The organism is Ensifer sp. R1-3 (assembly GCF_056739175.1).
Window position 1 is genome coordinate 3,454,202 of the sequence record NZ_CP096515.1, and the last position, 26,201, is coordinate 3,480,402.

22 protein-coding genes, 1 other RNA gene and 2 pseudogenes are annotated in these 26,201 nt (G+C 63.5%); 13 read left to right on the plus strand and 12 right to left on the minus strand.

Annotation, left to right across the window (positions count from 1 at the left end; genetic code table 11):
* Positions 1-28 precede the first annotated feature (28 nt).
* Positions 29-1,135 carry a MotA/TolQ/ExbB proton channel family protein gene (locus M1D43_RS16315; RefSeq protein ID WP_003536017.1) on the plus strand — a complete coding sequence of 369 codons (1,107 nt, stop codon included), beginning with the start codon at positions 29-31 and terminating at the stop codon, positions 1,133-1,135.
* 2 nt (positions 1,136-1,137) lie between these two features.
* Entirely contained in the window at positions 1,138-2,166 is a 1,029-nt protein-coding gene (locus M1D43_RS16320) for a peptidoglycan -binding protein (RefSeq protein ID WP_003536016.1), read from the plus strand.
* Here the strand turns inward: M1D43_RS16320 and M1D43_RS16325 are convergent.
* Positions 2,153-3,967: an ABC transporter ATP-binding protein/permease gene (locus M1D43_RS16325; RefSeq protein WP_318853535.1), complete on the minus strand. Its 1,815-nt coding sequence runs from the start codon at positions 3,965-3,967 to the stop codon at positions 2,153-2,155. The genes M1D43_RS16320 and M1D43_RS16325 overlap by 14 nt on opposite strands.
* 289 nt (positions 3,968-4,256) lie before the next feature.
* Here M1D43_RS16325 and rpmE point away from each other — a divergent pair, with 289 nt between their 5' ends.
* Positions 4,257-4,478, plus strand: coding sequence for a 50S ribosomal protein L31 (gene rpmE / locus M1D43_RS16330; protein ID WP_010970183.1), 222 nt, complete (start codon positions 4,257-4,259; stop codon positions 4,476-4,478).
* A gap of 329 nt (positions 4,479-4,807) precedes the next feature.
* On the opposite strand, the gene rcdA is transcribed toward rpmE, so the two are convergent.
* The 3 genes from rcdA to M1D43_RS16345 form a co-directional block, all read right to left on the minus strand.
* Positions 4,808-5,326, minus strand: coding sequence for a protease adaptor protein RcdA (rcdA, locus tag M1D43_RS16335; protein ID WP_003536013.1), 519 nt, complete (start codon positions 5,324-5,326; stop codon positions 4,808-4,810).
* Between the two features lie 363 nt (positions 5,327-5,689).
* Positions 5,690-5,878, minus strand: a complete 189-nt coding sequence (locus M1D43_RS16340) for a DUF1192 domain-containing protein (protein ID WP_003536012.1) — start codon at positions 5,876-5,878, stop codon at positions 5,690-5,692.
* A complete protein-coding gene (locus M1D43_RS16345) occupies positions 5,865-7,166 on the minus strand; it encodes an MFS transporter (protein WP_003536011.1) in 1,302 nt (433 codons plus the stop codon). Before M1D43_RS16345 ends, M1D43_RS16340 begins: the two co-directional genes overlap by 14 nt.
* Before the next feature lie 181 nt (positions 7,167-7,347).
* On the opposite strand from M1D43_RS16345, the gene M1D43_RS16350 reads away from it, so the two are divergent.
* Together M1D43_RS16350 and M1D43_RS16355 are read left to right on the plus strand one after the other, a co-directional pair.
* The gene (locus M1D43_RS16350) at positions 7,348-7,503 is read left to right on the plus strand and encodes a hypothetical protein (protein WP_003536010.1); all 156 of its coding nucleotides are present in this window, start codon (positions 7,348-7,350) and stop codon (positions 7,501-7,503) included.
* Positions 7,504-7,648: 145 nt separating this feature from the next.
* Positions 7,649-9,553, plus strand: coding sequence for a TPR end-of-group domain-containing protein (locus M1D43_RS16355; RefSeq protein WP_127597883.1), 1,905 nt, complete (start codon positions 7,649-7,651; stop codon positions 9,551-9,553).
* Between the two features lie 12 nt (positions 9,554-9,565).
* Here the strand turns inward: M1D43_RS16355 and M1D43_RS16360 are convergent, their stop codons facing one another.
* The 6 genes from M1D43_RS16360 to tkt all read right to left on the minus strand — a co-directional run bounded on the left by M1D43_RS16360 (position 9,566) and on the right by tkt (position 17,309).
* Positions 9,566-10,483, minus strand: a complete 918-nt coding sequence (locus M1D43_RS16360; RefSeq protein ID WP_153314804.1) for a PhzF family phenazine biosynthesis protein — start codon at positions 10,481-10,483, stop codon at positions 9,566-9,568.
* Between the two features lie 174 nt (positions 10,484-10,657).
* On the minus strand, positions 10,658-11,683 hold the full coding sequence (locus M1D43_RS16365; RefSeq protein WP_127597879.1) for a class I fructose-bisphosphate aldolase: 1,026 nt from the start codon (positions 11,681-11,683) through the stop codon (positions 10,658-10,660).
* Between the two features lie 768 nt (positions 11,684-12,451).
* Positions 12,452-13,651, minus strand: coding sequence for a phosphoglycerate kinase (locus tag M1D43_RS16370; RefSeq protein ID WP_153313690.1), 1,200 nt, complete (start codon positions 13,649-13,651; stop codon positions 12,452-12,454).
* Entirely contained in the window at positions 13,651-14,241 is a 591-nt protein-coding gene (locus tag M1D43_RS16375) for a putative glycolipid-binding domain-containing protein (RefSeq protein ID WP_153313689.1), read from the minus strand. The genes M1D43_RS16370 and M1D43_RS16375 overlap by 1 nt, the downstream gene beginning before the upstream one ends.
* A 5-nt stretch (positions 14,242-14,246) precedes the next feature.
* The gene (gene gap, locus M1D43_RS16380) at positions 14,247-15,257 is read right to left on the minus strand and encodes a type I glyceraldehyde-3-phosphate dehydrogenase (RefSeq protein ID WP_003535991.1); all 1,011 of its coding nucleotides are present in this window, start codon (positions 15,255-15,257) and stop codon (positions 14,247-14,249) included.
* A gap of 69 nt (positions 15,258-15,326) precedes the next feature.
* Entirely contained in the window at positions 15,327-17,309 is a 1,983-nt protein-coding gene (tkt, locus tag M1D43_RS16385; protein ID WP_003535989.1) for a transketolase, read from the minus strand.
* Positions 17,310-17,708: 399 nt separating this feature from the next.
* On the opposite strand from tkt, the gene M1D43_RS16390 reads away from it, so the two are divergent.
* The 3 genes from M1D43_RS16390 to ssrS all read left to right on the plus strand — a co-directional run bounded on the left by M1D43_RS16390 (position 17,709) and on the right by ssrS (position 18,611).
* A complete protein-coding gene (locus M1D43_RS16390) occupies positions 17,709-17,978 on the plus strand; it encodes a DUF4164 domain-containing protein (protein WP_003535987.1) in 270 nt (89 codons plus the stop codon).
* Positions 17,979-17,990: 12 nt separating this feature from the next.
* Positions 17,991-18,368 (plus strand): cell division protein ZapA, encoded by a 378-nt coding sequence (locus M1D43_RS16395; protein ID WP_003535985.1) that lies wholly within the window; start codon positions 17,991-17,993, stop codon positions 18,366-18,368.
* A gap of 84 nt (positions 18,369-18,452) precedes the next feature.
* A non-coding RNA gene (gene ssrS / locus M1D43_RS16400) (6S RNA) lies at positions 18,453-18,611 on the plus strand.
* 90 nt (positions 18,612-18,701) lie between these two features.
* Here ssrS and M1D43_RS16405 read toward each other — a convergent pair.
* A pseudogene (locus M1D43_RS16405) lies at positions 18,702-19,238 on the minus strand (LysR substrate-binding domain-containing protein); the annotation flags it as partial.
* A 71-nt stretch (positions 19,239-19,309) separates the two neighbouring features.
* The gene (locus tag M1D43_RS16410) at positions 19,310-19,501 is read right to left on the minus strand and encodes a LysR family transcriptional regulator (RefSeq protein WP_498814031.1); all 192 of its coding nucleotides are present in this window, start codon (positions 19,499-19,501) and stop codon (positions 19,310-19,312) included.
* 75 nt (positions 19,502-19,576) lie between these two features.
* On the opposite strand from M1D43_RS16410, the gene M1D43_RS16415 reads away from it, so the two are divergent.
* From M1D43_RS16415 to M1D43_RS16435, 5 genes and pseudogenes are all read left to right on the plus strand, one after another.
* A complete protein-coding gene (locus M1D43_RS16415; protein ID WP_153313688.1) occupies positions 19,577-19,810 on the plus strand; it encodes a hypothetical protein in 234 nt (77 codons plus the stop codon).
* Between the two features lie 167 nt (positions 19,811-19,977).
* A complete protein-coding gene (locus M1D43_RS16420) occupies positions 19,978-20,559 on the plus strand; it encodes a 5-formyltetrahydrofolate cyclo-ligase (protein ID WP_013844840.1) in 582 nt (193 codons plus the stop codon).
* A gap of 109 nt (positions 20,560-20,668) precedes the next feature.
* Positions 20,669-21,493 carry a TIGR00282 family metallophosphoesterase gene (locus M1D43_RS16425; protein WP_013844839.1) on the plus strand — a complete coding sequence of 275 codons (825 nt, stop codon included), beginning with the start codon at positions 20,669-20,671 and terminating at the stop codon, positions 21,491-21,493.
* Positions 21,494-21,844: 351 nt separating this feature from the next.
* Positions 21,845-23,001 (plus strand): annotated as a pseudogene (locus tag M1D43_RS16430) (efflux RND transporter periplasmic adaptor subunit).
* Positions 22,998-26,174, plus strand: a complete 3,177-nt coding sequence (locus M1D43_RS16435; RefSeq protein ID WP_028003133.1) for an efflux RND transporter permease subunit — start codon at positions 22,998-23,000, stop codon at positions 26,172-26,174. Before M1D43_RS16430 ends, M1D43_RS16435 begins: the two are co-directional and overlap by 4 nt.
* The last annotated feature ends 27 nt before the right edge of the window (positions 26,175-26,201 follow it).

Sequence of the window (26,201 nt, forward strand, 5' to 3'; positions counted from 1 at the left end):
GCCGCAAAACCGGGAGACTGGCGAACTTATGGCGAAACTGAATCTGTCCGGGTGGCGCGATCGCGAAGACGTGGAGGAGGACTACGGTCCGCACAAGCTTTCGAGCCCGATGCCCTATTTCTGGACGATGGTCCTTTTCCTGATCATCGTCGGTTTCGTCGCTGCGATCCTCTTCCGCCAGGCAAGCGAGGCCTTCGCCGGCAATCCCGGCCTCAACGGGCTGATCCTGGGCGTGCTCGTGATCGGTATCCTGCTGGCGTTCAACCATGTCCTCAGTCTGAGACCCGAGGTTCGCTGGTTCAACTCCTTCCGTGCCGCCGGCAGCGCCGACAAGGTCGGGCGCGATCCGGTGCTGCTTGCGCCGATGCGGGCTCTCATCGGGGGCCGCCAAACGACGGCAATCTCGACGGCCGCACTCCGGTCCATCCTGGATTCCATCGCTGCGCGCCTCGACGAGTCGCGTGACATCACCCGCTATCTCGCCGGCCTTCTCGTTTTCCTCGGCCTTCTCGGTACGTTCTGGGGCCTGCTCGGCACCATCGGTTCCATCAACACCGTCATCCAGTCGCTGGATGCGGGAAGCGGCAGCACGGACGATCTCCTGAGCTCCCTCAAGGGCGGCCTTTCGGCGCCTCTCACCGGCATGGGAACGGCGTTCTCCGCCTCGCTCTTCGGTCTTTCCGGTTCGCTCATCGTGGGCTTTCTCGATCTGCAGGCGGGACGCGCGCAGAATCGCTTCTATACGGAGCTCGAAAACTGGCTCTCGTCGGTAACCGACGTCAGCTCCGGTTTTTCCTCGCCGGGCGACATGACCGACGGCGCTCCGGTGGAAGAACTGCGGCGGCTCACCGACCAGCTCACGCGCCTGACGCATGACGGCGGCGTGAACCAGCGTACCACCGCAGCGATGGCGAGCCTCGCCGAAGGCATCCAGGGCCTCGTCAAGAATATGCGCGGCGAGCAACAGATGCTGCGCGACTGGATCGAGGCGCAGCAGGAGGAGGCCAAGGCGATGCGCAAGACGCTCGACCGGCTGACGGCGCGCATCGGCCAGGCCGACCGGATCACCGTGCAAAGCGAGAAGGCCGTAGGACAGGCGAAGCTCAGCCGCATGGAAGACAGCGGAGGGGATTGACCATGGCGCTCTCCCGACGCCGCGAACCGCGGGCGATCAACTACTGGCCGGGCTTCGTCGACGCACTCTCGACGCTGCTCATGGCGATCATGTTCCTGCTCAGCGTTTTCGTCACCGCGCAATTCCTGCTCGGCAGGGAGATCAGCGGTAAGGACGAGGTGCTGAACCGGCTGAACAGCCAAATCAACGAACTCACCCAGCTTCTGGCGCTGGAGAAGAGCGGCAAGCAGGATCTCGAGGATTCGCTCGCCAATCTGCAGGCGTCGCTTTCACAGTCGGAAGGCGAGCGGTCCCGCCTGCAGGCTTTGCTCGACCGGGGCGCCGGCAGTGCCGAAGTCGCAGACGAAAAGATCGGCCGGCTTGGCTCGGAACTCGAAAACGAGCGGCAGGTCAGCGCCCGGGCGATGAGTCAGATCGAACTCTTGAACCAGCAGATTGCAGCGCTTCGCAGCCAGATCGCCGCCATCGAAGGTGCACTCCAGGCATCCGAGGCGAAGGACGACGCCTCGCAGGCCAAGATAGCCGATCTCGGCCGCAGGCTGAACGTCGCCTTGGCGCAGCGTGTCCAGGAGCTCAACCGCTACCGTTCGGACTTCTTCGGCCGGTTGAGAGAGATCCTCTCGGATCGGGAAAACATCCGCATCGTCGGCGACCGTTTCGTCTTCCAGTCGGAAGTGCTATTTCCGTCGGGCGGCAGCGACCTGAACCCGGAAGGGCAGACCGAGATGGCGAAACTCGCGACAGCCCTTCTCGACCTTGCCAAGGAAATCCCGGCGGAGATCAACTGGGTGCTGCGCGTGGACGGCCACACGGACGATGTTCAGCTGTCGGGGATAGGGCGCTTCCGGGATAACTGGGAACTGTCGTCCGCCCGTGCTACGTCCGTCGTCAAATTCCTGATCTCGAAGGGCGTTCCGGCCGACCGCCTGGTGGCGGCCGGCTTCGGGGAGTATCAGCCCATCGCACCGGGCGAAAGCCAGGAAGCACGCGCGCAGAACCGCCGCATCGAGCTCAAGCTCACGGAGAAATAGGCGCGGGCGAAGCGACGAACAGTGCTTCGGCGCCGTGGTCGAACTGGAGCCGCGCAAGCTTCGCGTAGAGCCCGCCCTGGCGGATCAGCGACTCGTGGGTGCCTTCCTCGACGATACGGCCATGCTCCATCACCAGGATGCGGTCGGCTTTGAGCACGGTGGCGAGCCGATGGGCGATGACCAGCGTCGTGCGCTCCTGCATCAGGACGTCGAGCGCCTTTTGCACCAGCGTTTCGCTCTCCGCATCGAGCGCTGAGGTCGCCTCGTCGAGAAGAAGGATCGGAGCGTTTTTGAGGATGGCGCGGGCAATCGCGATGCGCTGGCGCTGGCCGCCCGAAAGGGTCACTCCGCGCTCGCCGACCAGCGTGTCGTAGCCGTGATCCAGCCTGCCGATGAACTCGTCGGCCTGTGCCGCAACGGCGGCGGCGCGCACCGCTTCGCGGCTTGCGTCCGGCACGCCGAAGGCGATGTTGTCGTGCACCGAGGTGGCGAAGATGGTCACGTCCTGAGGCACGATCGCAAGCCTCTCCCGCAGCTCCTCGGGATCGACGGCGCGCACATCCGTACCGTCGACGCGGATGGTGCCCTTCGCCGGGTCGTAATAGCGCAGGAGCATCGAGAAGACCGTGCTCTTGCCGGCGCCGGACGGGCCCACGATGGCCACCGTCTCGCCCGGTCTTACCGCAAAGCTCAAGCCCCTAAGACTCTTATAGTCCGGCCGGGCGGGATAGGCGAAGTGGACGTTCTCGAACTCGACCGCGCCTGTGGCAGGGACGGGCATTGCGACCGGATGCTCGGGCGCCTCGATCTCCGGCACTTCGTTCAGCAGCTCGTTCAGGCGCTCGGCGGCGCCCGCCGCCTGCGAGAGCTCGCCCCACACCTCCGAGAGTGCGCCGAGGCTGCCTGCCGCAAAAACGGAATAGAGCAGGAACTGACCGAGCGTACCCGCGGAAAGCGAGCCCGCCAAGACGTCCCGTGCACCGAACCAGAGCACGGCGACGACGCTTCCGAAGACCATGGTGATGGCAAAGGCGGTCAGCACCGAGCGCGCCCTGGTCGCAGCGCGCGCGGCGCGATAGGCCGCCTCCACCGCGCTGCCGTAGCGCGAACGCGCGCTCTCCTCGCCATTGAAGGCCTGCACGGTGCGGGTGGCGGCGATCGCTTCGCCGGCATAGGCGGAGGCGGCTGCGAGCATGTCCTGTGCTTCGCGGGAGCGCCGGCGTACCGAGCGTCCGAAGCCGACGAGCGGGAAGACGATGAGGGGGATGGCCGCAAGCACGAGGCTCGAAAGCTTCGGGCTCGTATAGACCATCATGCCCATCGCGCCGAGACAGAGGATCAGGTTGCGCAGCGCCACGGATGCCGTCGCACCCACCGCCGACTTGATCTGCGTCGCGTCGGCCGTCAGCCGCGAGACGATCTCGCCGGACTGATTGACGTCGAAGAACGAGGCCGAGAGCTGCATGACGCGTGCGAAGACGTCGCGCCTGAGATCGGCGACGATGCGCTCGCCAAGCGAGATCACGAAGTAATAGCGGGCGGCACTGGCAAGGGCGAGGACCACTGCAAGCACCATCAGCATGGAGAAATAGGTGTTGATGAAGCCGGAATCGGAATTGGAGAAGCCGTGATCGATCATCCGGCGAACGGCCAGCGGCAAGGTCAGCGTGGTGGCCGCTGCAATGGTCAGAGAGACGGCAGCGCCGATCGCGAGACCGCGGTAACGCGAGAGATAAGGCAGCACGGTTGCGAGCGGGCGGATGGACCTGCGCGCCGGCGTTTGTTTTTCTTGTCTTGGCACAGAGCCCCCCGTTCGCCTGTCACGGGGCCACAGCCTTGTGCGCCGCCGAGGCGCCAGAGCTGTGCGACTGCGATCTGCTGCCGTCCAGGACCGGTGCCGATCCGACGAACCATGCAGAGATCACAAGTCTTCCGCGCGGCACTTGTTATCCCGCAGACCTTCATGTATAGGCACGGCATCGAATTGGGAAGCCGCGGCCCAAGAGCGGTCTGCGGCTTCATTTACGTGTTCGGTCCCAAAGTCGCAATGCCTTGCGACAATTGGACCCTGGAACTCTAGGAAGATTGTTATGAAGGCAGACATCCATCCCGACTACCACACGATCAAGGTTGTCATGACCGACGGCACCGAATACGAAACCCGCTCGACCTGGGGTACGGAAGGTGCGACCATGAACCTGGAAATCGATCCCAAGTCGCATCCGGCCTGGACCGGCGGCAACCAGCAGCTCGTCGACCGCGGCGGCCGCGTTTCCAAGTTCAAAAAGCGCTTCGAAGGCCTCGGCCTCTGATATCAGGCGCTCGACAGCGTGTTTCGAAGCCCGGCAGTGCCGGGCTTTTTTGTTGGCTGCCACATTATCTTGCCGGCTTTTGGGCAGGTGGTCCTCGTTCGGGTCGCCGGTGCATGATCCTCGGTCAAGCCGGAGGATGACACCTGCGCGGGGACATTCCAGTCCTATACATCGCGCGACGGCGACCCGATTTTTCCTCCGTCATCTTCGGGCTTGACCGGGGCTTGACCCGAGGATCCAACCGCAGGCATTCATTTCACGCCCGCGCCAACAAAAAACCCGGCACACATGGCCGGGCTTTGGATTTCAGGGGCAGGGGCCTGCCTCGCTCAACTCGCCCCGAAGGCCGTCTGCAGCAGCTTGATCTGCGCCTTGACGCCGTTCTGGTTGTCCGGAACGAAGCTCGTTGCTTCCTGGGGCCGATAAATCTCGCGGTCGAGCAGTGCGACCCGGTTCTGCAGCCGGAGCGACCGCTCGATGAGGTCGCGGAAGCTCTCCGGCAGATCGTTCCAGCCCGGCGCGCTGCGGTCGACGTTGAAGCTGTCCAGGCGCACCTTGCTCTTTTCCGACAGGACCTGCTCGCGGCTCATCTCGCCATTGTTGACGGCCCGCTGCAGCAGGAGCCACGAGGCCATCTGCATCAGCCGGGTGGTGAGACGCATGGACTCGGCAGCATAGAGAACGGATGCCATGCGGGGCAGCACCTTGGCGGCGGTGCGGCCAGGGCCATCGAGATAGCTTGCCGTTTCCTCGACCAGGCCCATCCCTTCAGCGTAGAGCGCCTTGAACTGCGCCGATGACGCAGCGTGACCGGCGAAACTGACGGTATTCAATCCTCTTTCGGACATGCCTGTATTCCCTGGTTCCAACGCATCACGACTGTCAGGTAACGGGCGGCTCTGGGAAAAGTTTCCTGAGGCCCCTCCATGCTCGAAGAATGATCCCATACCGCATTCCGCGCAAGGGCATTCTTAAGAAAGGGTTAATCTCCACACTTCTTTGAAGGCCGCCTGTCGCAAAGCAAAAAAAAGAGCCGCGCGAAGCGGCTCTCAAGGTAAAACAGGGAGAAAAATCAGACCCATTCGCCAGTCGGTGAAATTGTCTGAGTCCGGAAGGACCGGATGCTCAGACAATCGCAGAAAATGCTTAATTTGCGGTTAAAGGCCAAGCATTCTTCTGGATTAAACGTGCTGGAACCATTCCATCCGCGCTCAACGGAAAAGGCTTTCGGCGGCCGAACGGCTCGCCGATTTGCGGTTCCTCTCCGCTTCGAGCCTTGCAATTTCCTCCGTCAGAAGCGCGATGCGCGCGTTCAGCTCGTCCACGGAGAGCAGCGAAAGATCGCTGCCGATTTCGTGCTCGGTCTTCTTTTTCGGCTGGTCCTCGTCATACAGGCTCATTCGATCTCTCCTCTTCCTGGGGATCGTCGGCGCCTTCGTCCGGCAGTTCCTCCAGCGGAGCCGCACGCGGCGAGAGCTGCAGGCTCTCCGGCGTCGTCGCCGTGCCGGCATTGACCGGCGAGAAGTTTTCGCGCTCGGCCGCGGGCACCGGTGCGCGCCGGCGGCTGCGGACGATTGCATAGGCAGTGATCAGCATATGCGCACAGGCCGTGATCATGAAGAGGCCATAAGGCCCGCTGGCGGTCATTATCGGCCCGCCGATCGTCGGGCCGATGATCGTGCCGATGCCGTAGAGCAGCAGGAGCCCGCCGGAAACCTTCACGAAATCCTCGGGCGTGGCGAAGTCGTTGGCGTGGGAAACCGCGATCGGGTAGAGCGCATTGGCGGCCGCGCCGTAGATCGCGATCAACGTCAGAACGATCCAGACCTGGCCGGGCTCGACGAGGAAGATCAGGAGGCCGGCGAGAGCGCCGACCCCGGCGAGCGCGGCAAGCACATAGCGGCGGTCGATACGGTCGGAGATGCGGCCGGCCGGCAGTTGCATGACGGCGCCCGAGAAGATCGCGACGCTCATCATCGCCGCGACGGTGCTGTCCGACAGCCCGGCCTGGCGGCCGAAGACCGCGCCGAGCGTGCCGAAGGCGCCGTTGGCGATGCCGATGAGCAGGATGCCGAGGAAGGAAACCGGCGAATTGCGGTAGAGGCCGCGCAGATCGAGGCGGACCTGTTTCAGCGGCTGCGGCGAGGCGGCCCTGGACAACAGCGTCGGCAGCATGGCCACGCAGTAGAGAATGCCGCAGATCATGAAGAAGAAGGTCGTCGACGTTTCGCCGAAGGGAATCATCATCTGGCCGCCGACGACGCCGAAAAGGGTGATGGCGATATAGAGCGAGAAGATCACGCCGCGGCTCTCATTGGTGGCGCGCTCGTTCAGCCAGCTTTCGATGATCATCGACGTTCCGGCAGTGGAGAAACCCGTGACCGCGCGCAGCGCCAGCCACCAGATCGGGTCGATCAGAATGCCCGTCAGCAGGGAGACGATGGCGATCAGGGCCGTGAACACGCTGAAGGCGCGCACATGCCCTATGCGCTTGACGACATTCGGCGCGAAGAAGCAGCCAAGCACGAAACCGGTGGCCCAGAGCGTACCGAACAGGCCGAGGATGGTTGTCGGATAGCCCTCCGCGGTGCCGCGCACCGGCAGGAGCAGGCCCTGCAGGCCGTTTCCGAGGAAGAGAAACAGGGTACCGAGCAGCAGCGCGGCAACGGGAAGCAGGTTATTTCTCATCGTCCACCCGGAATTCGTTCGCCCTTCGGCGTGTCGTGACGAGGACCGCCGCTCTGCCGATGGAAATCAATACCACCGGTCATTGCAAATCGACGGCGAAAACAATAGCCCTCTATGCGACGAAAAGTGACGTCCGTATGGCGTCGCTCCCATTGCGGCGGATCTTCCCGGAAATGAGCGAATGTCAAAGGCACTGACGGTTCTCCTGCTGCTGGCCATGTGCGTCCAGCTCATCAAGCCGCTCGGCTTTCCGGGCCTCAGGCAGCGCCGCGATTTCTGGAAGATTGCCGTCTTCGCCATCGTCGTGATGATGGTCACGGTGCTCGTGCGTCCTTGAACTCCTGCCGTGCCGCGCGGGATCTCGATTCTCCGGCGGATCGGCGTTCCCCGAGAAACAGCAGCTTGGGCTAGGGCCGCGCTATTGTCATCACCAAGTCGCTCTATCTCCGCACGACATGACGACAGGAAAAGGTTAAATTACCGTGCTCGGCCACAAGATGAAGATCGAGGCTCTGTTGGAACGTCGTCTCACCGCCATTCTCGCAGCCGATGTCGTGGGCTACAGCCGCCTCATGGGAGCGGATGAGGCCGGCACGCTCGCGGCGCTGAAGCGCCACCGCCGCGAGCTGCTGGAGCCCAGGATCGCCGATCATAAAGGCCGAATCGTCAAGCTGGCAGGAGACAGCATGCTCGTCGAGTTTTCGAGCGTGGTGAACGCTGTTGCCTGTGCCGCCGCCATTCAGCGCGGTATGCTCGCCGCCAACGAGGGCTTGCCGAAGAGCAGGCGCATCGAGCTCAGGATCGGCATCCATCTCGGCGACGTGATCGTCGAGGACGGCGACATCTTCGGCGACGGCGTCAATGTCGCGGCGCGGCTCGAAGGGCTTGCCGACCCTTCCGGCATCGCGGTTTCTGCCTCCGTGCGGGACCATGTCGGCTCGAGACTCGATGTCGGCTTCATCGATAAGGGCGAATACAGTCTGAAGAACATCGCATCGACCGTTCGCGTCTATACGGTGTCCCTCGGCGACAATTCGCTTGGCAAGCGTGCGGAATCGTCCGGCGTGGTCGACCGCGGTTACGAATTATCGATCGCCGTCCTGCCCTTCACCAATATGAGCCATGATCCCGAGCAGGAATATTTCTCCGACGGTATCACAGAGGACGTCATCACCGATCTTTCGAAGATTTCGCGCCTGCACGTCGTCGCCCGCAACACCGTCTTCACTTACAAGGGCAAGTCCGTGAAGGTTAAGCAGATCGCCCATGAACTCGGCGTTCGCTTCATCCTCGAAGGCAGCGTGCGCAAGGCGGGCGGGCGCGTGCGCATCACAGGCCAGTTGATCGACGCGCAGACCGGCGGGCACCTCTGGGCCGACCGTTACGACCGCGATCTAACGGATATTTTCGCGATTCAGGACGAGATCACGCACGCCATCGTCGACCAGCTCAAGATAAAGCTTCTGCCGGAGGAGAAGAGGGCGATCGAAAGCGATCCGACGACCTCGGTCGAGGCCTATACCTACTATCTCCGCGGCCGGCAGTTCTCCCATACCTGGACCCGTCCCTATCTGCTGCTCGCACGCCGCATGTTCCTGAAGGCCGTCGAACTCGACCCGAACTATGCGCGTGCCTATGCCGGCATCGCCGAGTGCGAATGTGCGATCAGGGACTGGCACGAAAAGGAGTTTCCGCTGGAGAGCATACTCGACATGAGCGCCAGGGCGCTCGCGCTCGATCCGAACCTGGCGGAAGCGCATGCCTCGCGCGGGCTCGCATTGAACCACGACGGCCAGACGGAGGAGGCAAGCCGTGAGTTTCTCCAGGCTCTGGCGCTCGACCCTTCGCTCTATGAGGCGAATCTATATTATGGCCGTTTCCTCTTCGCGCAGGGTCGATTCCGGGAAGCGATCGGATTCTTCGAGCGCGCGGCGGAAATCCGGTCGGACGATTACTTTTCGCCGATCCATTTGATGGGTTGCTACCTGTCGCTGGGTATGGCGACCGAGCGCCAGCGCTGGGCGCGGATCGGCATCGAAAGAGCGCAAAGCGCAATGGAGCGGAACCCCGAGAATGCCAGCCCGGCGCATCGCGGTGCATTGGCGCTAGCGCATATGGGCGAGGCGGAACGTGCGAAGGAATGGGTTTCTCGCGCGCTGGCGATCGATCCGGACGATATCGTCGCGCAGTACAATGCAGCCTGCGTCCATTCGCTCCTCGGTGAGGGCGAACGTGCGCTGGAACTGCTGGAAACCGTGGTGCCGCAGAGCTCCAGCTACCATGTCCAGTGGTTCAATCAGGACCCCGACCTGGACCTCATTCGCGACGATCCGCGCTTCCGCGCGCTCCTCGACGCACTCGCAGAGTGCAAGGGCGGGAGGCGCTGAATAGTTCGGCGATCAGATCTCGATCTCGCCGCGCATCGCCGAAACGCAGTCGCCCGAGACGCTGACCTTGCGGATTGTGCCGTTCCTCTTGTCGATACCGACCGTGATGAGGCTGCGGCGCCCCATTTCCACGCCCTGTTCGATGACGAGTTCCACCTCCGCGTCGGCCGCGGGAAGCAGCGAGACGAGGTAAGCGCCGAGCGCCGCCGAAGCGCTGCCGGTTGCCGGATCCTCGATGACGTTGTCGAGCGGCGCGAACATGCGTGCCCTTACCTGGCCGGGCCGCTCGCGCGTGCGGGCATAGAGAAACAGGCTGAAGCTGTCTTCCGCAAGCGGATAGCGGACATTCGCCTCCTCGAAGGCCGAGACGTTCGGCCGGGCTCTCGAAAGGGCCGCAACGTCGCGCACCTCTGCAACGGCGAAGGGCAGTCCGACCGAAACGCGCACTGGCGGGTGAGACCGGTCGATGAGGTCGTCCTGGTGCAGCGAGGCGCAGGCAGCGATCGTCGCGGCGTCTATGGCGGGTCCGATTTGCAGCGCCTGCGGGGCGACGATCCTTGCGCCCGTGACCATGCCGTCACTGCCGAGAAGGGTCACTTCGACCAGGCCCGCCTTTTCCTCGAAACGCAATGCGCCACCCGGCTTGCGGCCGAAGATTTCCCGTTGCCGGCCGAGCACGAAGGCCGTGCCGACATTCGGGTGGCCGGCGAAAGGCACTTCGGTCGTCGGCGTGAAGATGCGCACGCGCGCAGTGTTCTCCGGGTTTTCGGGCGGAAGGACGAAGGTGACTTCGGAATAGCCGAACTCGGTGGCGATCGCCTGCATCCGGGCCTCGCTCAAGCCCCGCGCATCCGGGATGACGGCAAGCTGATTGCCGGCGAAACGCTCGGCCGTGAAGACGTCGACGGTAATGAAGGAGACGGTGCTCATGGGGCCCTCTGGTCGGTCGCAGATGGCGCAGATTTAAAGTCGTCGCCGGCGCTGCTGAAACAGCGAACTTGTCTCCCTGACAATTGTCGGGGCAGCAAGGCGGCGCCATGCAAAAAGGCCCGGCGGCATCGCTGTCACCGGGCCTCTCCTCTCTCCCTCTGACTATTTTGGCGCTTAGGCTGCCTTTTCGAAGTCCTTCGTCCAGCTTCCCTTGGCGGCGAGGCTGCACATCTTGGCGCGATGGGCGAAGGCGCGCTGACCGGCGGCGACGTTTTCCGACTTTCCGCCCCAGGCGTTGAGCGCTTCCTGCTGCAGTGCCCGGCCATAGGAGAAGGTAAGCTTCCAGGGCAGGTCGTGCGCGGCGTTCATGGCCGAAAGGTGGGCCGTCGCCTCTTCGGTCGACTGGCCGCCGGAGAGGAAGGCGATGCCCGGAACAGCCGCCGGAACGGTGCGCTTCAGCACCTTGATGGTGCGTTCGGCGACCTCGTCGACGGACGCTTTGCGCGCCTTTTTACCGTCGATCACCATGCTCGGCTTCAGGATCATGCCTTCGAGCCTGACGCGGAGCTCGCCAAGTTCCTCGAAGACGGTGCGCAGGACCCATTCGGTGACTTCTTCCGAGCGCTCGATCGAGTGATCGCCGGGGGCGCCATCCATCAGCACTTCCGGCTCCACGATCGGTACGATCTTCGCCTCCTGGCAGAGCGCGGCATAACGGGCGAGCGCATGGGCATTGGCCCTGATCGCGCCCCAGGTCGGGAGAGCGTCGGAAATCGCAATCACGCCCCGCCATTTGGCGAAGCGGGCGCCGGCCTCGTGATATCTGGCGAGGCGGGCGGCGAGCCCGTCGAGGCCTTCGGTTATCGTTTCATTCGGGAAATGGGCCATCGGCTTGGCACCGGTGTCGACCTTGATCCCCGGGATCGAGCCCGCGTTGCGGATGACGTCGGCGAGGGGCGTGCCGTCGGCAGCCTTCTGGAACAGTGTTTCCTCATAGAGGATGACGCCGGAGATATACTCGCGCATCGCATCGTCCGAGCGCAGCAGCATCTCGCGATAGTCGCGGCGCGAGTTCTCGGTGGACTCCAGGCCGATGCTGTCGAAGCGCTTCTTGATCGTTGCGGTCGACTCGTCTGCAGCGAGCAGGCCCCGGCCATTGGCGACCATGGCAACCGCAATGTCTTCCAGTCTTTCGCTCATATTCTTCTCCTACACACAGCGCCGATCACCAGCGGAACAGCGAATGAAACCAATCTCGAACTGAGGCGCGAAAGCGTCGTTCGCACCTCAGGAACAAAGGCGCGTTAACAGAAGATACCGTGCGGGAAAATGGCAGTAAAACGGGCTAAAACGATTTAAATAATTTTAATCGTTTGAAAAGGCATAATTATTTTTGATGGTCAGGTCAGAAGCTCTCCTCGAAAGCCCCTCACCCTAATCCTCTCCGTTCCGACGCTACGGCATGCACATATCTCTTGTTGTCCAGCCCTTCGCGGATTTACTCCGGAGCGGCGGCATCTGTATTTCCAGCAGTAGCGAGGCTTGCGGATGGGTCCTTGGGATCAAACCCGTATGCGCTAACATTGGCATTATCGGTCACGCGCCCCTCATCCGCCTGCCGGCGCCTTCTCCCCGCAGGCGGGGAGAAGGGACAAGCGGCGCCAACTGAACCCCGCATTCACCGTCCGCCCGAGGGAGCGAGCGGGCGCGGCATATCCCTTCTCCCCGCCTGCGGGGAGAAGGTGGCGGCAGCCGGTTGAGGGGCAATCCCGACCGAGCGGGGTTGAGGCGGTTGGGTTCCCGAGGAATCCCTTTCATCAGCAGTATCCGCCGCACCGGCGCGCAAGAGATATGTGCATGCCGTAGCGTTCCGACGGGGAGAAGGGATTGAAAGTCGCCGCGAATCTCCTTCGCCCCGCTTGCGGGGAGAGGGAGGCCGGCAGGCCGGATGAGGGGCTGAAGCCGAGCTCAGTTCCGCTGCCGGAGAACATCTACGCCCGGCAAGGGCTTGCCTTCCATCCATTCGAGGAAGGCGCCGCCGGCGGTCGAGACATAGGTGAAATCGTCCGCGACCTCGGCATGGTTGAGTGCTGCGACCGTGTCGCCGCCGCCGGCGACGGAGACGAGCGAGCCGGCGCGGGTGCGGGCTGCCGCGTGTTTCGCCGCCGCCACGGTCGCCCTGTCGAAGGGCGCGATCTCGAACGCGCCGAGCGGGCCATTCCACACGAGGGTTTCGGCGCGCGAGATCCATTCGTTGATGGCCTCGATCGATTTCGGCCCGACGTCAAGCACCATGGCGTCGGCAGGGATGGCCTTGATATCGACGACCTCGTTGTCGGCACCGGCCTTGAACTCACGGGCAACGACGCCGTCGACCGGAAGCACGATTGCGCATCCCGCTTCCGAGGCGGCCGCGAGGATGGCCTTGGCGGTCTCCGCAAGATCGTGCTCGCAGAGCGACTTTCCGACATCGACGCCTTGCGCCGCGAGGAAGGTGTTGGCCATGCCGCCGCCGATGACCAGCGCGTCGACCTTCTTCACGAGGTTCTGCAGAAGGTCGATCTTGGTCGAGACCTTGGCGCCGCCGACGATCGCGACGACCGGGCGCTTCGGATTGCCGAGCCCCTTTTCAAGCGCTTCGAGCTCCGCCTGCATGGTGCGGCCGGCATAGGCGGGAAGGTGATGGGCAAGCCCCTCGGTCGAGGCGTGGGCGCGATGGGCGGCGGAGAAGGCGTCGTTGACATAGATGTCGCCATTGGCGGCGAGCGCCGTCACGAAGTCCGGATCGTTCTTCTCCTCGCCCTTGTGGAAGCGGGTATTCTCGAGCAGCAGCACTTCGCCGTCGTTCAATTCGGCAATGGCGTTGGCGGCCTTGTCGCCGATGCAGTCGGCAGCGAAATAGACGCGCTGGTCGAGGATCTCCTCGACGGCGGAGGCGATCGCCTTCAGCGACATGTCGGCGACGGGCTCGCCCTTCGGCCGGCCGAAATGCGCGAGCAGAACGACTTTCGCGCCCTTCTCGGAGAGCTCGCGAATGGTCGGCGCCACGCGCTCGATGCGGGTGGTGTCGGTCACCTGACCGTCCTTGACAGGCACGTTCAGATCGACGCGCACGAGAACGCGCTTGCCGGTGATGTCGGTCAGATCGTCGAGAGTCTTGAAAGTCATCAGATGGTCTCCGGTGATAGTCTCTGGAACAGGGTAGGGTAGTCGATGACGAGGCCGTCCTCGTCCACCGGCAGGTCCGCCGTGAAGCTGCCGTCCGCCGCCTCGTAGCGGTAGAGCTTGCCGTCATCGAGGCAAGTATAATGCTGGCCGTCGACGGTCGGTTCGAAGCTGTCGAAGGGCACGTAAAGCATGTTGAGCCTGGCGGTGCCGGATTGCCGGCTGAGGCCCAGGCGGCGGATCGGCAGCGTGTTCGTGAAGGGCGTGCCGGCGAGGTCGATATCGACGCAGCCATCGAATTGCGGCAAGGCCGTTCCGTCTGCTTTGCGCCAATGGCCGTGCCCATCGGACATGAGGTGCAGCCTCTGCCCTTGGGTCGTTTCTATGAGAAAGGAAAAGACGCGCCAACCGGCATCGCAGTCGATTCGGTAGCGGGCGCCATAGGCCGTTGCGCCGCGTTCGCCGATGAGAACGCTTTCGGCGCGGATGGCCGCGCCGAGCGATGTATCGATAGTCCTGAGCGTCAGGTGTTCGAGCCCTTCCCCTTCGAGCGGACGCCAGCGCACCGTCGTTGAGGAAAGAGCCCGGAACATCGGTCTTAGATGAGCTTGCTCAGGGCAACCGCCGTGTCCGACATGCGGTTGGAGAAGCCCCATTCATTGTCGTACCAGGACAGGATCGAGACGAACTTGCCTTCCATCACCTTGGTCTGGTCCATGTGGAAGACCGAGGAACGCGGATCGTGGTTGAAGTCGATCGAGACGTTCGGAGCGAGCGTGTAGCCGAGAACGCCCTTGAGCGGACCGTCGGCGGCAGCCTTGATGGCGGCGTTGATTTCCTCCTTGGTCGTCTCGCGCTTGGCGACGAACTTCAGGTCGACCACCGAGACGTTCGGGGTCGGGACGCGCACGGAGATACCGTCGAGCTTGCCCTTGAGTTCCGGCAGCACGAGACCGACCGCCTTTGCAGCTCCCGTAGAGGTCGGGATCATCGACAGCGCCGCGGCGCGTGCACGGTAGAGATCCTTGTGCATCTGGTCGAGCGACGGCTGGTCGTTGGTGTAGGAGTGGATCGTCGTCATCATGCCGTGATCGATGCCGACGGCATCGTGCAGCACCTTGGCGACCGGTACCAGGCAGTTGGTCGTGCAGGATGCGTTGGAGATGACGAGATGATCCTTCGTCAGCTTGTCGTGGTTGACGCCGTAGACGACGGTCAGGTCCGCGCCGTCGGCCGGAGCCGAGACGATGACGCGCTTGGCGCCGGCTTCCAGATGAGCGGCTGCCTTGTCGCGGGCGGTGAAGATGCCGGTGCACTCCATGGCGATGTCGACGCCGAGTTCCTTGTGCGGCAGTTCTGCCGGATTGCGGATCGCGGTCACCTTGATCGGCTTGCCGTTGTTGATGACGATCGCGTCGCCGTCGACCTTCACGTCGGCCGGAAAGCGGCCGTGGATGGAATCGAAGCGCAGCAGGTGAGCGTTGGTCTCGACCGGACCGAGGTCGTTGATGGCAACGACTTCGATGTCCGTGCGGCCGGATTCGACGATGGCGCGGAGAACGTTGCGGCCGATGCGGCCAAAACCGTTGATGGCGACTTTCACTGTCATATCGGGTCTCTCCCTGTCAGAATGCGTGTGGTGGGAAGGAGGACATCCGGGAATGTCCTCCAGGCTTGATCAGGACAGCTTGGCTTCGGCGGACGCAACCACGACTTCTGGCGTAATGCCGAAGTGCTTGTAGAGATCCTTGTAGGGGCCCGAAGCACCGAAGCTCGACATGCCGATGAAGATGCCATCGTTGCCGATGAAGTGGTCCCAGCCCTGGCGGATGCCGGCTTCGACGGCGATCTTGACCGGCGACGTGCCGATGATCGCCTGCTGGTAGTCCTCGCTCTGCTCGGCGAAGAGCTCGAAGCAGGGGACGGAGACGACGCGCGTCGCGATGCCCTTGGCGGTCAGCGTCTGGCAGGCCTTGACGGCGATCTCGACTTCCGAGCCGGTGGCGAAGATCGTCACCTGCGCATCGCTTGCGGAGATCAGGTCATAGGCGCCGCGGGCGCAGAGGTTCTGTTCCTCGTATTCCGTGCGCACCGCCATCAGGTTCTGGCGGGTGAGCGCAAGACCGGACGGGCGCTTGCGGTTTTCCAGGGCGAGCTGCCAGCATTCGGCGGTCTCCGTCGCATCCGCGGGGCGGAACATCAGGAGATTGGGGATGGCCCGAAGCGCGGCCATGTGCTCGACCGGCTGGTGGGTCGGCCCGTCCTCGCCGAGACCGATGGAATCATGCGTGAGCACGTGGATGACGCGGATGCCCATGAGCGCGGCAAGGCGGATCGACGGGCGGCAATAATCCGAGAAGATCAGGAAGCCGCCGGAATAGGGGATGAGGCCGCCATGCAGCGCCATGCCGTTCATCGCGGCCGCCATGCCGTGCTCGCGCACGCCGTAGTGGATGTAGCGGCCGGAGAAATCGTCCGGGGTGATGGAGTGTGTCTGGCTCGTCTTGGTATTGTTGGAGCCGGTCAGGTCGGCAGAGCCGCCGATCGTCTCGGCGAGTACGCCGTTGATGACTTCCAGCGCATCCTCCGAAGCCTTGCGCGTCGCCGGCGAGGGCTTGGTCTCGGCAAGCTTCTGCTTGTAGGCGCCGATCGCCGAGGCGAGGCTGCCTTCGAGCTCGCCGGAGAAGCGGCGGACGAACTGCGCCTTCTTCTCCGCCTCAGCAGCTTCGAGCCGTTCTTCCCATTCCTTGCGCGCCTTGGCCGACCGCAGGCCTGCGATGCGCCAGGCGTCGAGCACGTCGGAGGGAACCGTGAACGCCTCGGCTTCCCAGCCGAGCGCCTTGCGGGTGGCGGCGATTTCCTCGGCGCCGAGCGGTGAGCCGTGGACCTTGTGCGTACCGGCCTTGTTCGGCGCACCGAAGCCGATCACGGTCTTGCAGGCGATCATGGTCGGCTTGTCGGACTTGTGAGCCTCTTCGATCGCGGCGGCGATCGCTTCGGGATCATGGCCGTCGACGGCGATCGTGTGCCATTTGCTGGCGCGGAAGCGGGCGTGCTGGTCGGTCGAGTCGGCAATGGAGATCGGACCGTCGATCGAGATGTTGTTGTCGTCCCAGAAGACGATCAGCTTGTTGAGCTTCAGGTGGCCGGCAAGCGCGATCGCTTCCTGACTGATCCCTTCCATCAGGCAGCCGTCGCCGGCGAGCACATAGGTATAATGCTCCATCAGTTCGCTGCCGAACTCTTCGCGCAGCTTGCGCTCGGCGATCGCCATGCCGACGGAATTGGCAATGCCCTGGCCGAGCGGACCCGTGGTCGTCTCGATGCCGGCGGCGTGGCCGTATTCCGGGTGACCCGCCGTGCGCGAACCCAGCTGGCGGAAGTTCTTGATCTCGTCGATGGTGATGTCGTCGTAGCCCGTGAGGTAGAGCAGCGAATAGAGTAGCATGGACCCGTGGCCGGCCGACAGGACGAAGCGGTCGCGGTTCGGCCAGGCGGGGTTTTTAGGGTCGAAGCTCAGATAGCGGGTGAACAGCACTGTTGCGATATCGGCGGCGCCCATTGGGAGGCCAGGGTGGCCGGAATTTGCCTTCTCGACGGCGTCCATGGAGAGGAAGCGGATTGCATTCGCCATCCGGTCGTGTTTTTCGCGAGAGATCATGACTGTTCCGTTTGCGTTCGGTGGTCAGGGGACGGTCTCTATCCTCCAAAGACCGCATGAGAAGCGGCAGACACATAGCAGGTGCGTGAGCCGAGTCAATAAATACGGGCCCTCCGCGACCAAATGCGGCGGCCCCGGCGCGGCGCCTCTGGATGGCAGAAACGCCGCCGGTCGGTGGCCGGTTCGGGAGGCGAAATCGACCATCCACAGCTTCCGCAGTTCAATGCCGCGCTTGGCATTGTTGAGACTTGCGTAATAGGTTTAAAAAGAAAAGGGCCGAAGTGATGAACGCTCTACGATTCGGCCTTGGAGCGAGGCGCGTCCAGGCAAGGTGCAAGCGCTCCGCACTTTGTTTTAGGGCAGGGCGAAGCCGCTCCCCCTAGAGAGGTATCGGAAGACATGCCGGCAAAGACGGTCAAGGCGGCGATCGACGAGTTGCGCAACGCGGTTCAGTCTCTTGAAATCGCGATCGACGGCCGCTTCGACAAGGAAAGGGATGTGAGCGAGTTCGAAGGCGAGGTCAGGCGGGTCAACGAGGACCGGTCTCGCCTGGCGCAGGAACTCGACCAATCCCAATTCCGCGCCAACCGGTTGGAAGAGGTCAATCGCGAGGTATCCCGTCGTCTGGTGACGGCGATGGAGACCATTCGCGCGGTGCTGGATCGCTGAGGTTCTGAACGTATGGCGCAGGTGACGGTAACGATCGACGGCAAGGCCTACCGCATGGCTTGCGAGGAAGGGCAGGAAGATCACCTCGGCGACCTCGCGACCAGGTTCGACCAGTATGTCGGCCATCTGAAGGCCCAGTTCGGCGAAATCGGCGACCTCAGGATCACCGTCATGGCGGGGATCATGGTCATGGACGAGTTGAGCGAGGTCAATCGCCGGCTGAAGAGCATCGAAGCGGAAGTGGACGATCTGAAGAGAGGCCGCGATACCGCGCTTTCGGATCAGACGAGAAGCGAGGAGGCGCTTGCCTCGGCGCTCGGCGAAGTGACGGCGCAGATTCAGGATATCGCCGCCAAGCTCAACGGGCGGCCGACTCCCTCGGCAAATTGAGCCCCGCCTGCGATTTCGCAGAAATTATGCAGCTCCATCGCATCCGGCTCTGGTGAAAAGCCCCGGGACGCTCTATATCTGCCAGGCGATCTGCGCTTCCCGACAGGAACCACAATCCCCGGGGCCATACACGATCTCAAGGGGACTGTCCCTGGCCGGACCCGTGGGTCCGGGCATACGGTGCCCACCTACCTAGTAGGTACCCGGGATCGTAAATCATCCATCGGTCGTCGTGGATCGCACTTCTTCCTTTTCCTTCTCGGCCGGTGCCCGGAACGCTCGGCGGATGGCATCCGCCATCGCGTCGACCGTCGGCGACCGGTTCCCGCGCCTCGTCCGCAGCACGACATTGGTCATGTCGATGATGCCGAAGCCGTCCTCCTCGGTAAGTTCCCTGCACCCCGCCGGTATGGCGGTTCGCGACAAGGGTGCGATGGCAAGGCCCGAAATGAGGGCGGCGATGAGGCCGCCGCTCGTGCGGCTCACATATGCGATGCGAGACTCTATGCCGCGGCTCTGCAGGCTCCGCCGGGCCAGTTCGTCGCACCAGCCGCCTTCGGCATAGGTATAGGTCGCGATCGGTACCGGCCGGCGCTCATGGGCACCGTGCTGGTCGCAGGTCGCCCAGACCGTAGGGTTCACCATCAGGACCTCGTTCCGGCTGCGCCCGCCCGGCTCGAAGACGACGGCGATGTCGAGTTCTCCGGCGGCGAGCGCTGCCGAATTGGCCATGGAGGTTTCCTGCCGCACCGTCACCTCCACGCCCGGATGAATGGCAGCGAAGGCGCCAAGTGCCTTCGGAAGCGTGGAGTTGACGTATTCCTCCGAAATCCCGATCCGGACCGAACCCTCGAGCGCCGGCGATCGCATGGCCGCCGCCGTGTCGTCGAGAAGAGAGACGATGCGGCGCGCATTGTCGGCGAGCCGCCGCCCGTCATCGGTCAGTATGACGCCGCGCCGATGAGCTCCTCGAGCTTGCGGATCTGCATGCTGACGGCCGACTGCGTCCGCCGCACCGTATCGGCAGCCCGCGTCAGGTTGCCGGTGTCGGCGACCGCGAGAAAGGTTCTGAGCAGATCGCTGTCGAGCGGAGTTGACATGCTGTCGCCATAAGAAAACCTGATGACAGGCATGGTTGCAATTCATTTGTCAGATGTCAACAAAGGAGAGAGGATCGAGGCTGTCGCTTTCCTCCCGAGGGTCTCGCCATGCCCGTTCTGGTCGTGCCAGCACATCCTGCCGCTCGAAGCTCCCCGTCGCTTGCGACGGCGTTTGCGCGTTGGCGGCTGGGGCTCACCCTTTACCTGGAATGGTCGATCGTAAGCCGCCGCGCCGACCCGCACCTGCTGGCAGACGCAGCTATCCCGGACACATATCGTCTCGGATGCGAGGAAGCCCGGCGCCAGCGTGAAGCGGTTCGGCATCTGCACTGGATGCTGTAAATCAGCTCCCTCCGGGAAAGCTCCATAAAGCGTCGCGATACGCGAACGAGTCGCGAAGTATTGCAAAAAGCGGCGGCCGCATGGTTCCAGCCGGAGGCCGTTTTGCGCTATGGCAGGGGCATTCCGATCATGTAAAAGCGGTTCGGTCTGCCCGGAAGGAAGGTTCGATGTCACCCAGGGATTTGAAGGCAGCGTTGAGGAAGGAGCGGCTGGCGCTCCGCGATGCGATGCCGGCGGAAGTGCGGATCGAGGCGAGCCTTGCCATGGCCGATCATGCCGGCGACATTATCGCGCTCGATCCGGGACATGTCGTCTCGGGCTTCTGGCCGATCCGTTCGGAGGCCGACGTCCGGCCGCTGATGGTGCGGCTCAGGGATCGCGGTGCGCGCCTCTGCCTGCCGGTGATCCTGGACAGCAAGGACATCGTTTTCCGGGAACTGCTCGACGGCATCGCAGTCGTCGAAACCGGTTTCGGCACCACCGGTCCCGGCCCCGATGCGCCGGAAGTCGATCCGGACATCATGCTCGTACCGCTTTCGGCCTTCGATGCCGTGGGCCATCGGATCGGCTACGGCGCCGGCTATTATGATCGGGCGATCGAGCGGCTGCGTCGCAAAGGCCACATGCCGCGCCTGATCGGGATTGCATTCGACTGCCAGGAAGTGGCATCAGTGCCGGCTGAACCGCACGACGTGGCGCTGGACGCCGTATTGACGGAGAGCGGTTTTCGGCATTTCAGAGCGGGATGAGGATATTTTGCGCGGATTCCGCCACATCCTGTTTTAAATTCATGGAACCGACCACGTGCACGATTTGGAGTCGATCCAAATTGCCTTGGTCCAAGCGGGATTGACCGGCATGCGACTTCTGTTTCTGGGGGATATGGTGGGCAAGACGGGCCGCATGGCCGTCTGGGAGCGCCTCCCGGGACTCGTGAGCGATCTCAAGCTCGACTTCGTCATCGTCAATGGCGAGAACGCAGCCGGCGGGTTCGGCATCACCGAAGACATCTTTCTCGAGACGATCAGCGCCGGCGCCGATGTAGTGACCACCGGCAATCACGTCTGGGATCAGAAGGAGGCGGTGGTCTTCTGCGAGCGGCACGATCAGTTCCTGCGGCCGGCAAACTATCCTGCGGGGACGCCGGGTCGCGGTTCCAATCTTTTCTTCGCGCGAAACGGCGCCCGCGTTCTGGTTGCCAATGTCATGGGGCGGGTCTTCATGCATCCCGAGCTCGACGATCCCTTCAAGACGGCAGAGGCGATCCTCGACGCCTGCCCGCTCGGCGAGCAGGCCGATGCAGTCGTCTTCGATTTTCACGCGGAGGCGACGAGCGAGAAGCAATGCTTCGGCCACTTCGTCGATGGGCGTGCCAGCCTGGTGGTCGGCACGCACACCCATGTGCCGACGGCGGACCATCAGATACTCAACGGTGGCACCGGCTATATGAGCGATGCCGGCATGTGCGGCGACTACGACTCGTCCTTGGGGATGGACAAGGAAGAGCCGCTCAACCGGTTCATCTCGAAGATGCCCAAGGGCCGCTTCGAAGCGGCATCCGGCCCGGCGACCATCTGCGGCGTCGGGATCGAGATTTCGGACCGGACGGGATTGGCGGAGAAGATCGCGCCGCTCAGGATCGGCCCGCGTCTGGCCGAGACGATCCCGCAATTCTGGGTTTGAGCGGCAGAGCTTCTGTTTCTCCACCTGCAATCCTGCCGCGCCCTGCCTCTGCCGAATTGCCTTTTTTCAAGGGTGACAGACCTGTCAAATGGTGGCAGGTTAGCGACCAAATGAGAGCCGCAATCCACGCGGCCGCTATTCGCAAGTTTCCATGCCCAATAGTTGAAGCGGGATGCGGGCGGAGGCGCCCATACCTTCCCTCGTCCCGTCTTAGTGCAACCGAGCCCTATAGCGCCGCACGTCTGTCGGACGCTTAAAGGTCGCTATAGCGCCCCGGTATTGGAATGTCGCCGCGCCAATTGCAGACCCCGGTGCCGGCGATCTGATGTTCAGGTAATTTGGAGAGCGTGCATGTTGCGAAAGTGGCGTCTGCCGGCCATCGCCGGCGTATTCGTCTCCCTTCTCGTTTCGGCACCGGCGGTCGCGCAGGACGCGCAGATGCCGACGGTGACCGTTGCCAAGCCGGTCGTGCGCGACGTCATCGACGCCGACGAATTCATCGGCCGCTTCGAGGCGGTCGACGAGGTTTCGATCCGCGCGCGGGTCGGAGGCTATCTCGACCAGGTCTTCTTCACCGACGGTGCCATGGTGAAGAAGGGCGACAAGCTCTTCGTCATCGACCAGCGGCCGTTCCGCACCGCTCTTTCCCAGGCGGAAGCCTCGCTCGAGGCAGCGCGATCGACGCTCGTCTTCGCGGAGACCACGTTCAAGCGAACGGAATCGCTCGCCGGAACCGGCACGCTCTCCGTGTCCAGGCTCGACGACGACCGCCGGGCGCTGCTCTCGGCACAGGCGAATGTACGCGGCGCCGAGGCGGCGGTCGAGCGGGCCAGGCTCGATCTCGATTACACCACCATCACCGCGCCGCTGAGCGGCCGCGTCGACCGGCGGCTCATCTCCCCGGGCAATCTCGTCCAGGCGGACCAGACGGTACTGACGACGATCGTCTCGCTCGATCCGATCGATTTCTATTTCGATGTCGACGAGCGCCGGCTGCTTTCCTATGCGCGGACGGCGCGGGAACGCGGCAGCGCGCTGCAGGAAGGGGCCGGCTCCATCCCGGTGCTCGTCACGATCGCCGACGCCAACGAGCCGCCTTTCGAAGGCAAGCTCGATTTCGCCGAGAACCGGGTCGACAACGAGACCGGTACGATGCGGGTGCGCGCCCGCTTTGCGAATCCCAAATTCGTCCTGCAGCCCGGCCTGTTCGGGCGTGTGGAAGTCGAAGGCTCGAATACCTATCGAGCGGTTCTCGTCCCTGACGAGGCAATCGCTGCCGACCAGAACGAACGCATCGTCTATGTGGTCGGCGAGGACGGCAGCGTCGCCACCAAACCGGTCCGTCTTGGCCCGAGGCTCCACGGTTACAGGGTCATCCGCAGCGGCTTGACGGGGGACGAGACAGTCGTCGTCAACGGCCTCATGCGCGTCCGGCCGGGGGTGAAGGTCAAGCCCGAACTCGTCGTCCTGCCCCCGAGGCCGCGCAATCGGCGGAGAATGCCCAATGAGGTTCGCGCATTTCTTTGTCGACAGACCGATCTTCGCATCGGTGCTATCGATCGTTCTGCTGATCGTCGGCAGCATCGCCTATTTTCAGCTTCCGGTGGCGCAGTATCCGGAGATCGCACCGCCAACCATCGTCGTGCGCGCCTCCTATCCGGGCGCGGATGCGGAGACCGTCGCCAATACCGTTGCTACCCCGCTCGAGCAGGAGATCAACGGCGTGGAGAACATGCTCTACATGTCCTCCTATGCCACCGCTGACGGTTCGATGGCGCTGACGATCACCTTCAAGCTCGGGACCGATCTCGATCAGGCACAGGTGCTGGTGCAGAACCGTGTTTCGATCGCCGAGCCCCGGCTTCCCGAGGAAGTCCGGCGCATCGGCGTCACCACGACGAAGAGCTCGCCGGATCTGATGATGGTCGTTCATCTGCTTTCGCCGAACGACCGCTACGACCAGCTTTATGTTTCCAACTACGCCCGCACGCGCATCCGCGACATATTGGTCCGGCTGGACGGAGTCGGCGACGTTCTTCTGTTCGGCGAGCGTGAATATGCGCTGCGCATCTGGCTCGACCCGCAGAAGCTCTCCGCCTACGGCATGACCGCAGGCGATGTCGTCTCCGCGCTGCGCGAGCAGAACGTCCAGGTCTCGGGCGGCTCCATCGGTGGTCCGCCGATGTCGAGCGACAGCGCCTTTCAGTATACGGTGACCACCGACGGCCGCTTCAGCGACGCTCGTCAGTTCCGCTACGTCATCGTCAAAGCGACCGAAGAAGGCAGGCTCGTCCAGTTGCAGGACGTCGCCCGCATCGAGCTCGGTGCGCGCGAATACGTGACCAACAGCTATCTCAACGGCAGCCCCGCCGTCGCGCTCGGCATCTTCTCCCGCCCCGGCAGCAATGCGCTCGCTGCGGCCGATGCGATCCAGGCGACGATGACCGAACTTTCGCGAGATTTTCCCGAAGGACTCGAATACAGGATCATCTACAATCCGACGGAATTCATCTCGGAATCCATCGACGAGGTCTACAAGACCATTGCGGAAGCCGCGCTTCTCGTCGCCCTGGTCGTGATCGTGTTCCTGCAGTCGTGGCGCACGGCGATCATTCCCATCGTCGCCATCCCCGTTTCGCTCGTCGGCACATTCGCGCTTCTCTATGCCTTCGGTTTTTCGCTGAACATGCTGACGCTTTTCGGTCTGGTCCTCGCGATCGGCATCGTGGTCGACGACGCGATCGTCGTTGTCGAGAACGTCGAGCGCAACCTCGCGCGCGGGATGACGCCGCGCGAGGCGGCGCATGTGACGATGGACGAGGTGGGCGCCGCGGTTATCGCGATCTCGCTCGTCCTGACGGCTGTGTTCGTGCCGACCGCGTTCATTCCCGGTATTGCCGGGCAGTTCTACCTGCAATTCGCGGTTACGATCGCAGTCGCGACGGTGATCTCCGCGGTCAATTCCCTGACGCTCTCGCCGGCGCTTGCCGCAATCCTGTTGCGGCCGCACGAGAACCACGAGCATGAGAGCCGCAATCCCCTGACGCGGCTCGGCCGCGGGTTTGCCAACGGCTTCAACCGCGGCTTCGACCGCATGGCCGATGGCTATGCATGGACGGTGCGCCACCTCGTCAGGACGCGGATCGCGCTGGCCGGGGCGCTCCTCGTCTTCGTCGCCCTGCTCGGAGCCACCTGGTACATGGCGCAGGTCGTGCCCCGCGGCTTCATACCCACGATGGACCAGGGCTATGCCATCGTCGTTATTCAGCTTCCCGACGGCGCCTCTCTCGAGCGCACCGATACGGTCGTCCGGCGGGCCTCGGAGATGATCCGCGAGGTACCCGGCGTCAAGGATGCGGTCGCCTTTGCCGGTTTCAACGGCGCGACCTTCACCAATGCATCCAATTCCGGCGTGATCTTCACGCCCTTCGACAGCTTCGAGGAACGCCTCGAGCAAAAGCAGAGCGCTGAACAGATCATCGGCCAGATCTTCGGTGCCATGCAAGGCATTCAGGAGGCTTTCATCATCGCCGTTCCGCCACCCTCCGTGCGAGGCATCGGCAATTCGGGCGGCTTCAAGATGCAGATCATGGACCGGCAGAGCGCCGACATGCGCCGCGCGCTCGGGCTCGCCTATCAGATGATGGGAGCGGCGAACCAGACGGAGGGGCTGACCGGCGTCTTCACCACATTCACGGCCTCCAGCCCGCAATTCTTCCTGGCGATCGACCGCGACAAGGCGCGGGCCCTGAACGTCCCGATCCCCAATATCTTCGAGACGCTCTCGATCAATCTGGGGACGTCCTACGTCAACGATTTCAACGCCTTCGGCCGCGTCTATCAGGTCCGCGCCCAGGCCGACCAGCAATTCCGGCTGGAGCGGGAGGACATACTCGCGCTCAAGGTACGCTCCGCCTCGGGCGCGCTCGTGCCGCTCGGAACGCTCGTCGAAATCCGCGATACGAGCGGACCGGCGCTCGTCCAGCGCTACAACATGTATGTCTCGGTCCCCGTTCAGGGCAATCCTGCGCCGGGCGTCTCGACGGGCAGCGCCCTCGACAAGATGGAAGCGCTTGCAGGTCAGATCCTGCCGCAGGGCACGACCTTCGAATGGACGGAACTCGCTTTGCAGGAGCGCCAGACCGGCAACACTGCGGTCTTCATCTTCGCTCTTTCGGTGGTCTTCGTCTTCCTGGCGCTCTCGGCGCAATATGAAAGCTGGGTGCTGCCGCTGGCCATCATCCTGATCGTGCCGCTTGCCGTCCTCGCGGCACTTCTCGGCGTTTCGATCCGGGGCTTCGACAACAATGTGCTGACCCAGATCGGGCTCATCGTCCTTATCGGTCTTGCCGCCAAGAACGCGATCCTCATCGTGGAATTCGCCCGCCAGGGCGAGGAGGAGGGCAAGACGCCGATCGAGGCGGCGATCGATGCGAGCCGGCTCAGGCTGCGGCCGATCCTGATGACCGCTTTCGCCTTCATTCTCGGCGTCGTGCCACTGGTCATCGCCACGGGGCCCGGCGCCGAAATGCGCCAGTCTCTCGGTACCGCGGTCTTTGCCGGCATGCTCGGGGTCACCTTCCTCGGCCTGTTCCTGACGCCGGTCTTCTACGTGGCCCTGCGCTCCCTGCGCCGCAAGCCCGCACCGGCGGCTGCGCCGGCGCCGGCGCCGGGAGAGTGAGGAGACCAGGTGCATCGGCAATGACGT

Excerpts from the sequence above, each read along its gene's own strand:
- M1D43_RS16315 (WP_003536017.1), top strand. The coding sequence starts at position 29 with ATGGCGAAACTGAATCTGTCCGGGTGGCGCGATCGCGAAGACGTGGAG.
- M1D43_RS16320 (WP_003536016.1), top strand. The coding sequence starts at position 1,138 with ATGGCGCTCTCCCGACGCCGCGAACCGCGGGCGATCAACTACTGGCCG.
- rpmE (WP_010970183.1), top strand. The coding sequence starts at position 4,257 with ATGAAGGCAGACATCCATCCCGACTACCACACGATCAAGGTTGTCATG.
- rcdA (WP_003536013.1), bottom strand. The coding sequence starts at position 5,326 with ATGTCCGAAAGAGGATTGAATACCGTCAGTTTCGCCGGTCACGCTGCG.
- M1D43_RS16340 (WP_003536012.1), bottom strand. The coding sequence starts at position 5,878 with ATGAGCCTGTATGACGAGGACCAGCCGAAAAAGAAGACCGAGCACGAA.
- M1D43_RS16345 (WP_003536011.1), bottom strand. The coding sequence starts at position 7,166 with ATGAGAAATAACCTGCTTCCCGTTGCCGCGCTGCTGCTCGGTACCCTG.
- M1D43_RS16350 (WP_003536010.1), top strand. The coding sequence starts at position 7,348 with ATGTCAAAGGCACTGACGGTTCTCCTGCTGCTGGCCATGTGCGTCCAG.
- M1D43_RS16360 (WP_153314804.1), bottom strand. The coding sequence starts at position 10,483 with ATGAGCACCGTCTCCTTCATTACCGTCGACGTCTTCACGGCCGAGCGT.
- M1D43_RS16365 (WP_127597879.1), bottom strand. The coding sequence starts at position 11,683 with ATGAGCGAAAGACTGGAAGACATTGCGGTTGCCATGGTCGCCAATGGC.
- M1D43_RS16370 (WP_153313690.1), bottom strand. The coding sequence starts at position 13,651 with ATGACTTTCAAGACTCTCGACGATCTGACCGACATCACCGGCAAGCGC.
- M1D43_RS16375 (WP_153313689.1), bottom strand. The coding sequence starts at position 14,241 with ATGTTCCGGGCTCTTTCCTCAACGACGGTGCGCTGGCGTCCGCTCGAA.
- gap (WP_003535991.1), bottom strand. The coding sequence starts at position 15,257 with ATGACAGTGAAAGTCGCCATCAACGGTTTTGGCCGCATCGGCCGCAAC.
- tkt (WP_003535989.1), bottom strand. The coding sequence starts at position 17,309 with ATGATCTCTCGCGAAAAACACGACCGGATGGCGAATGCAATCCGCTTC.
- M1D43_RS16390 (WP_003535987.1), top strand. The coding sequence starts at position 17,709 with ATGCCGGCAAAGACGGTCAAGGCGGCGATCGACGAGTTGCGCAACGCG.
- M1D43_RS16395 (WP_003535985.1), top strand. The coding sequence starts at position 17,991 with ATGGCGCAGGTGACGGTAACGATCGACGGCAAGGCCTACCGCATGGCT.
- M1D43_RS16410 (WP_498814031.1), bottom strand. The coding sequence starts at position 19,501 with ATGCCTGTCATCAGGTTTTCTTATGGCGACAGCATGTCAACTCCGCTC.
- M1D43_RS16415 (WP_153313688.1), top strand. The coding sequence starts at position 19,577 with ATGCCCGTTCTGGTCGTGCCAGCACATCCTGCCGCTCGAAGCTCCCCG.
- M1D43_RS16420 (WP_013844840.1), top strand. The coding sequence starts at position 19,978 with ATGTCACCCAGGGATTTGAAGGCAGCGTTGAGGAAGGAGCGGCTGGCG.
- M1D43_RS16425 (WP_013844839.1), top strand. The coding sequence starts at position 20,669 with ATGCGACTTCTGTTTCTGGGGGATATGGTGGGCAAGACGGGCCGCATG.
- M1D43_RS16435 (WP_028003133.1), top strand. The coding sequence starts at position 22,998 with ATGAGGTTCGCGCATTTCTTTGTCGACAGACCGATCTTCGCATCGGTG.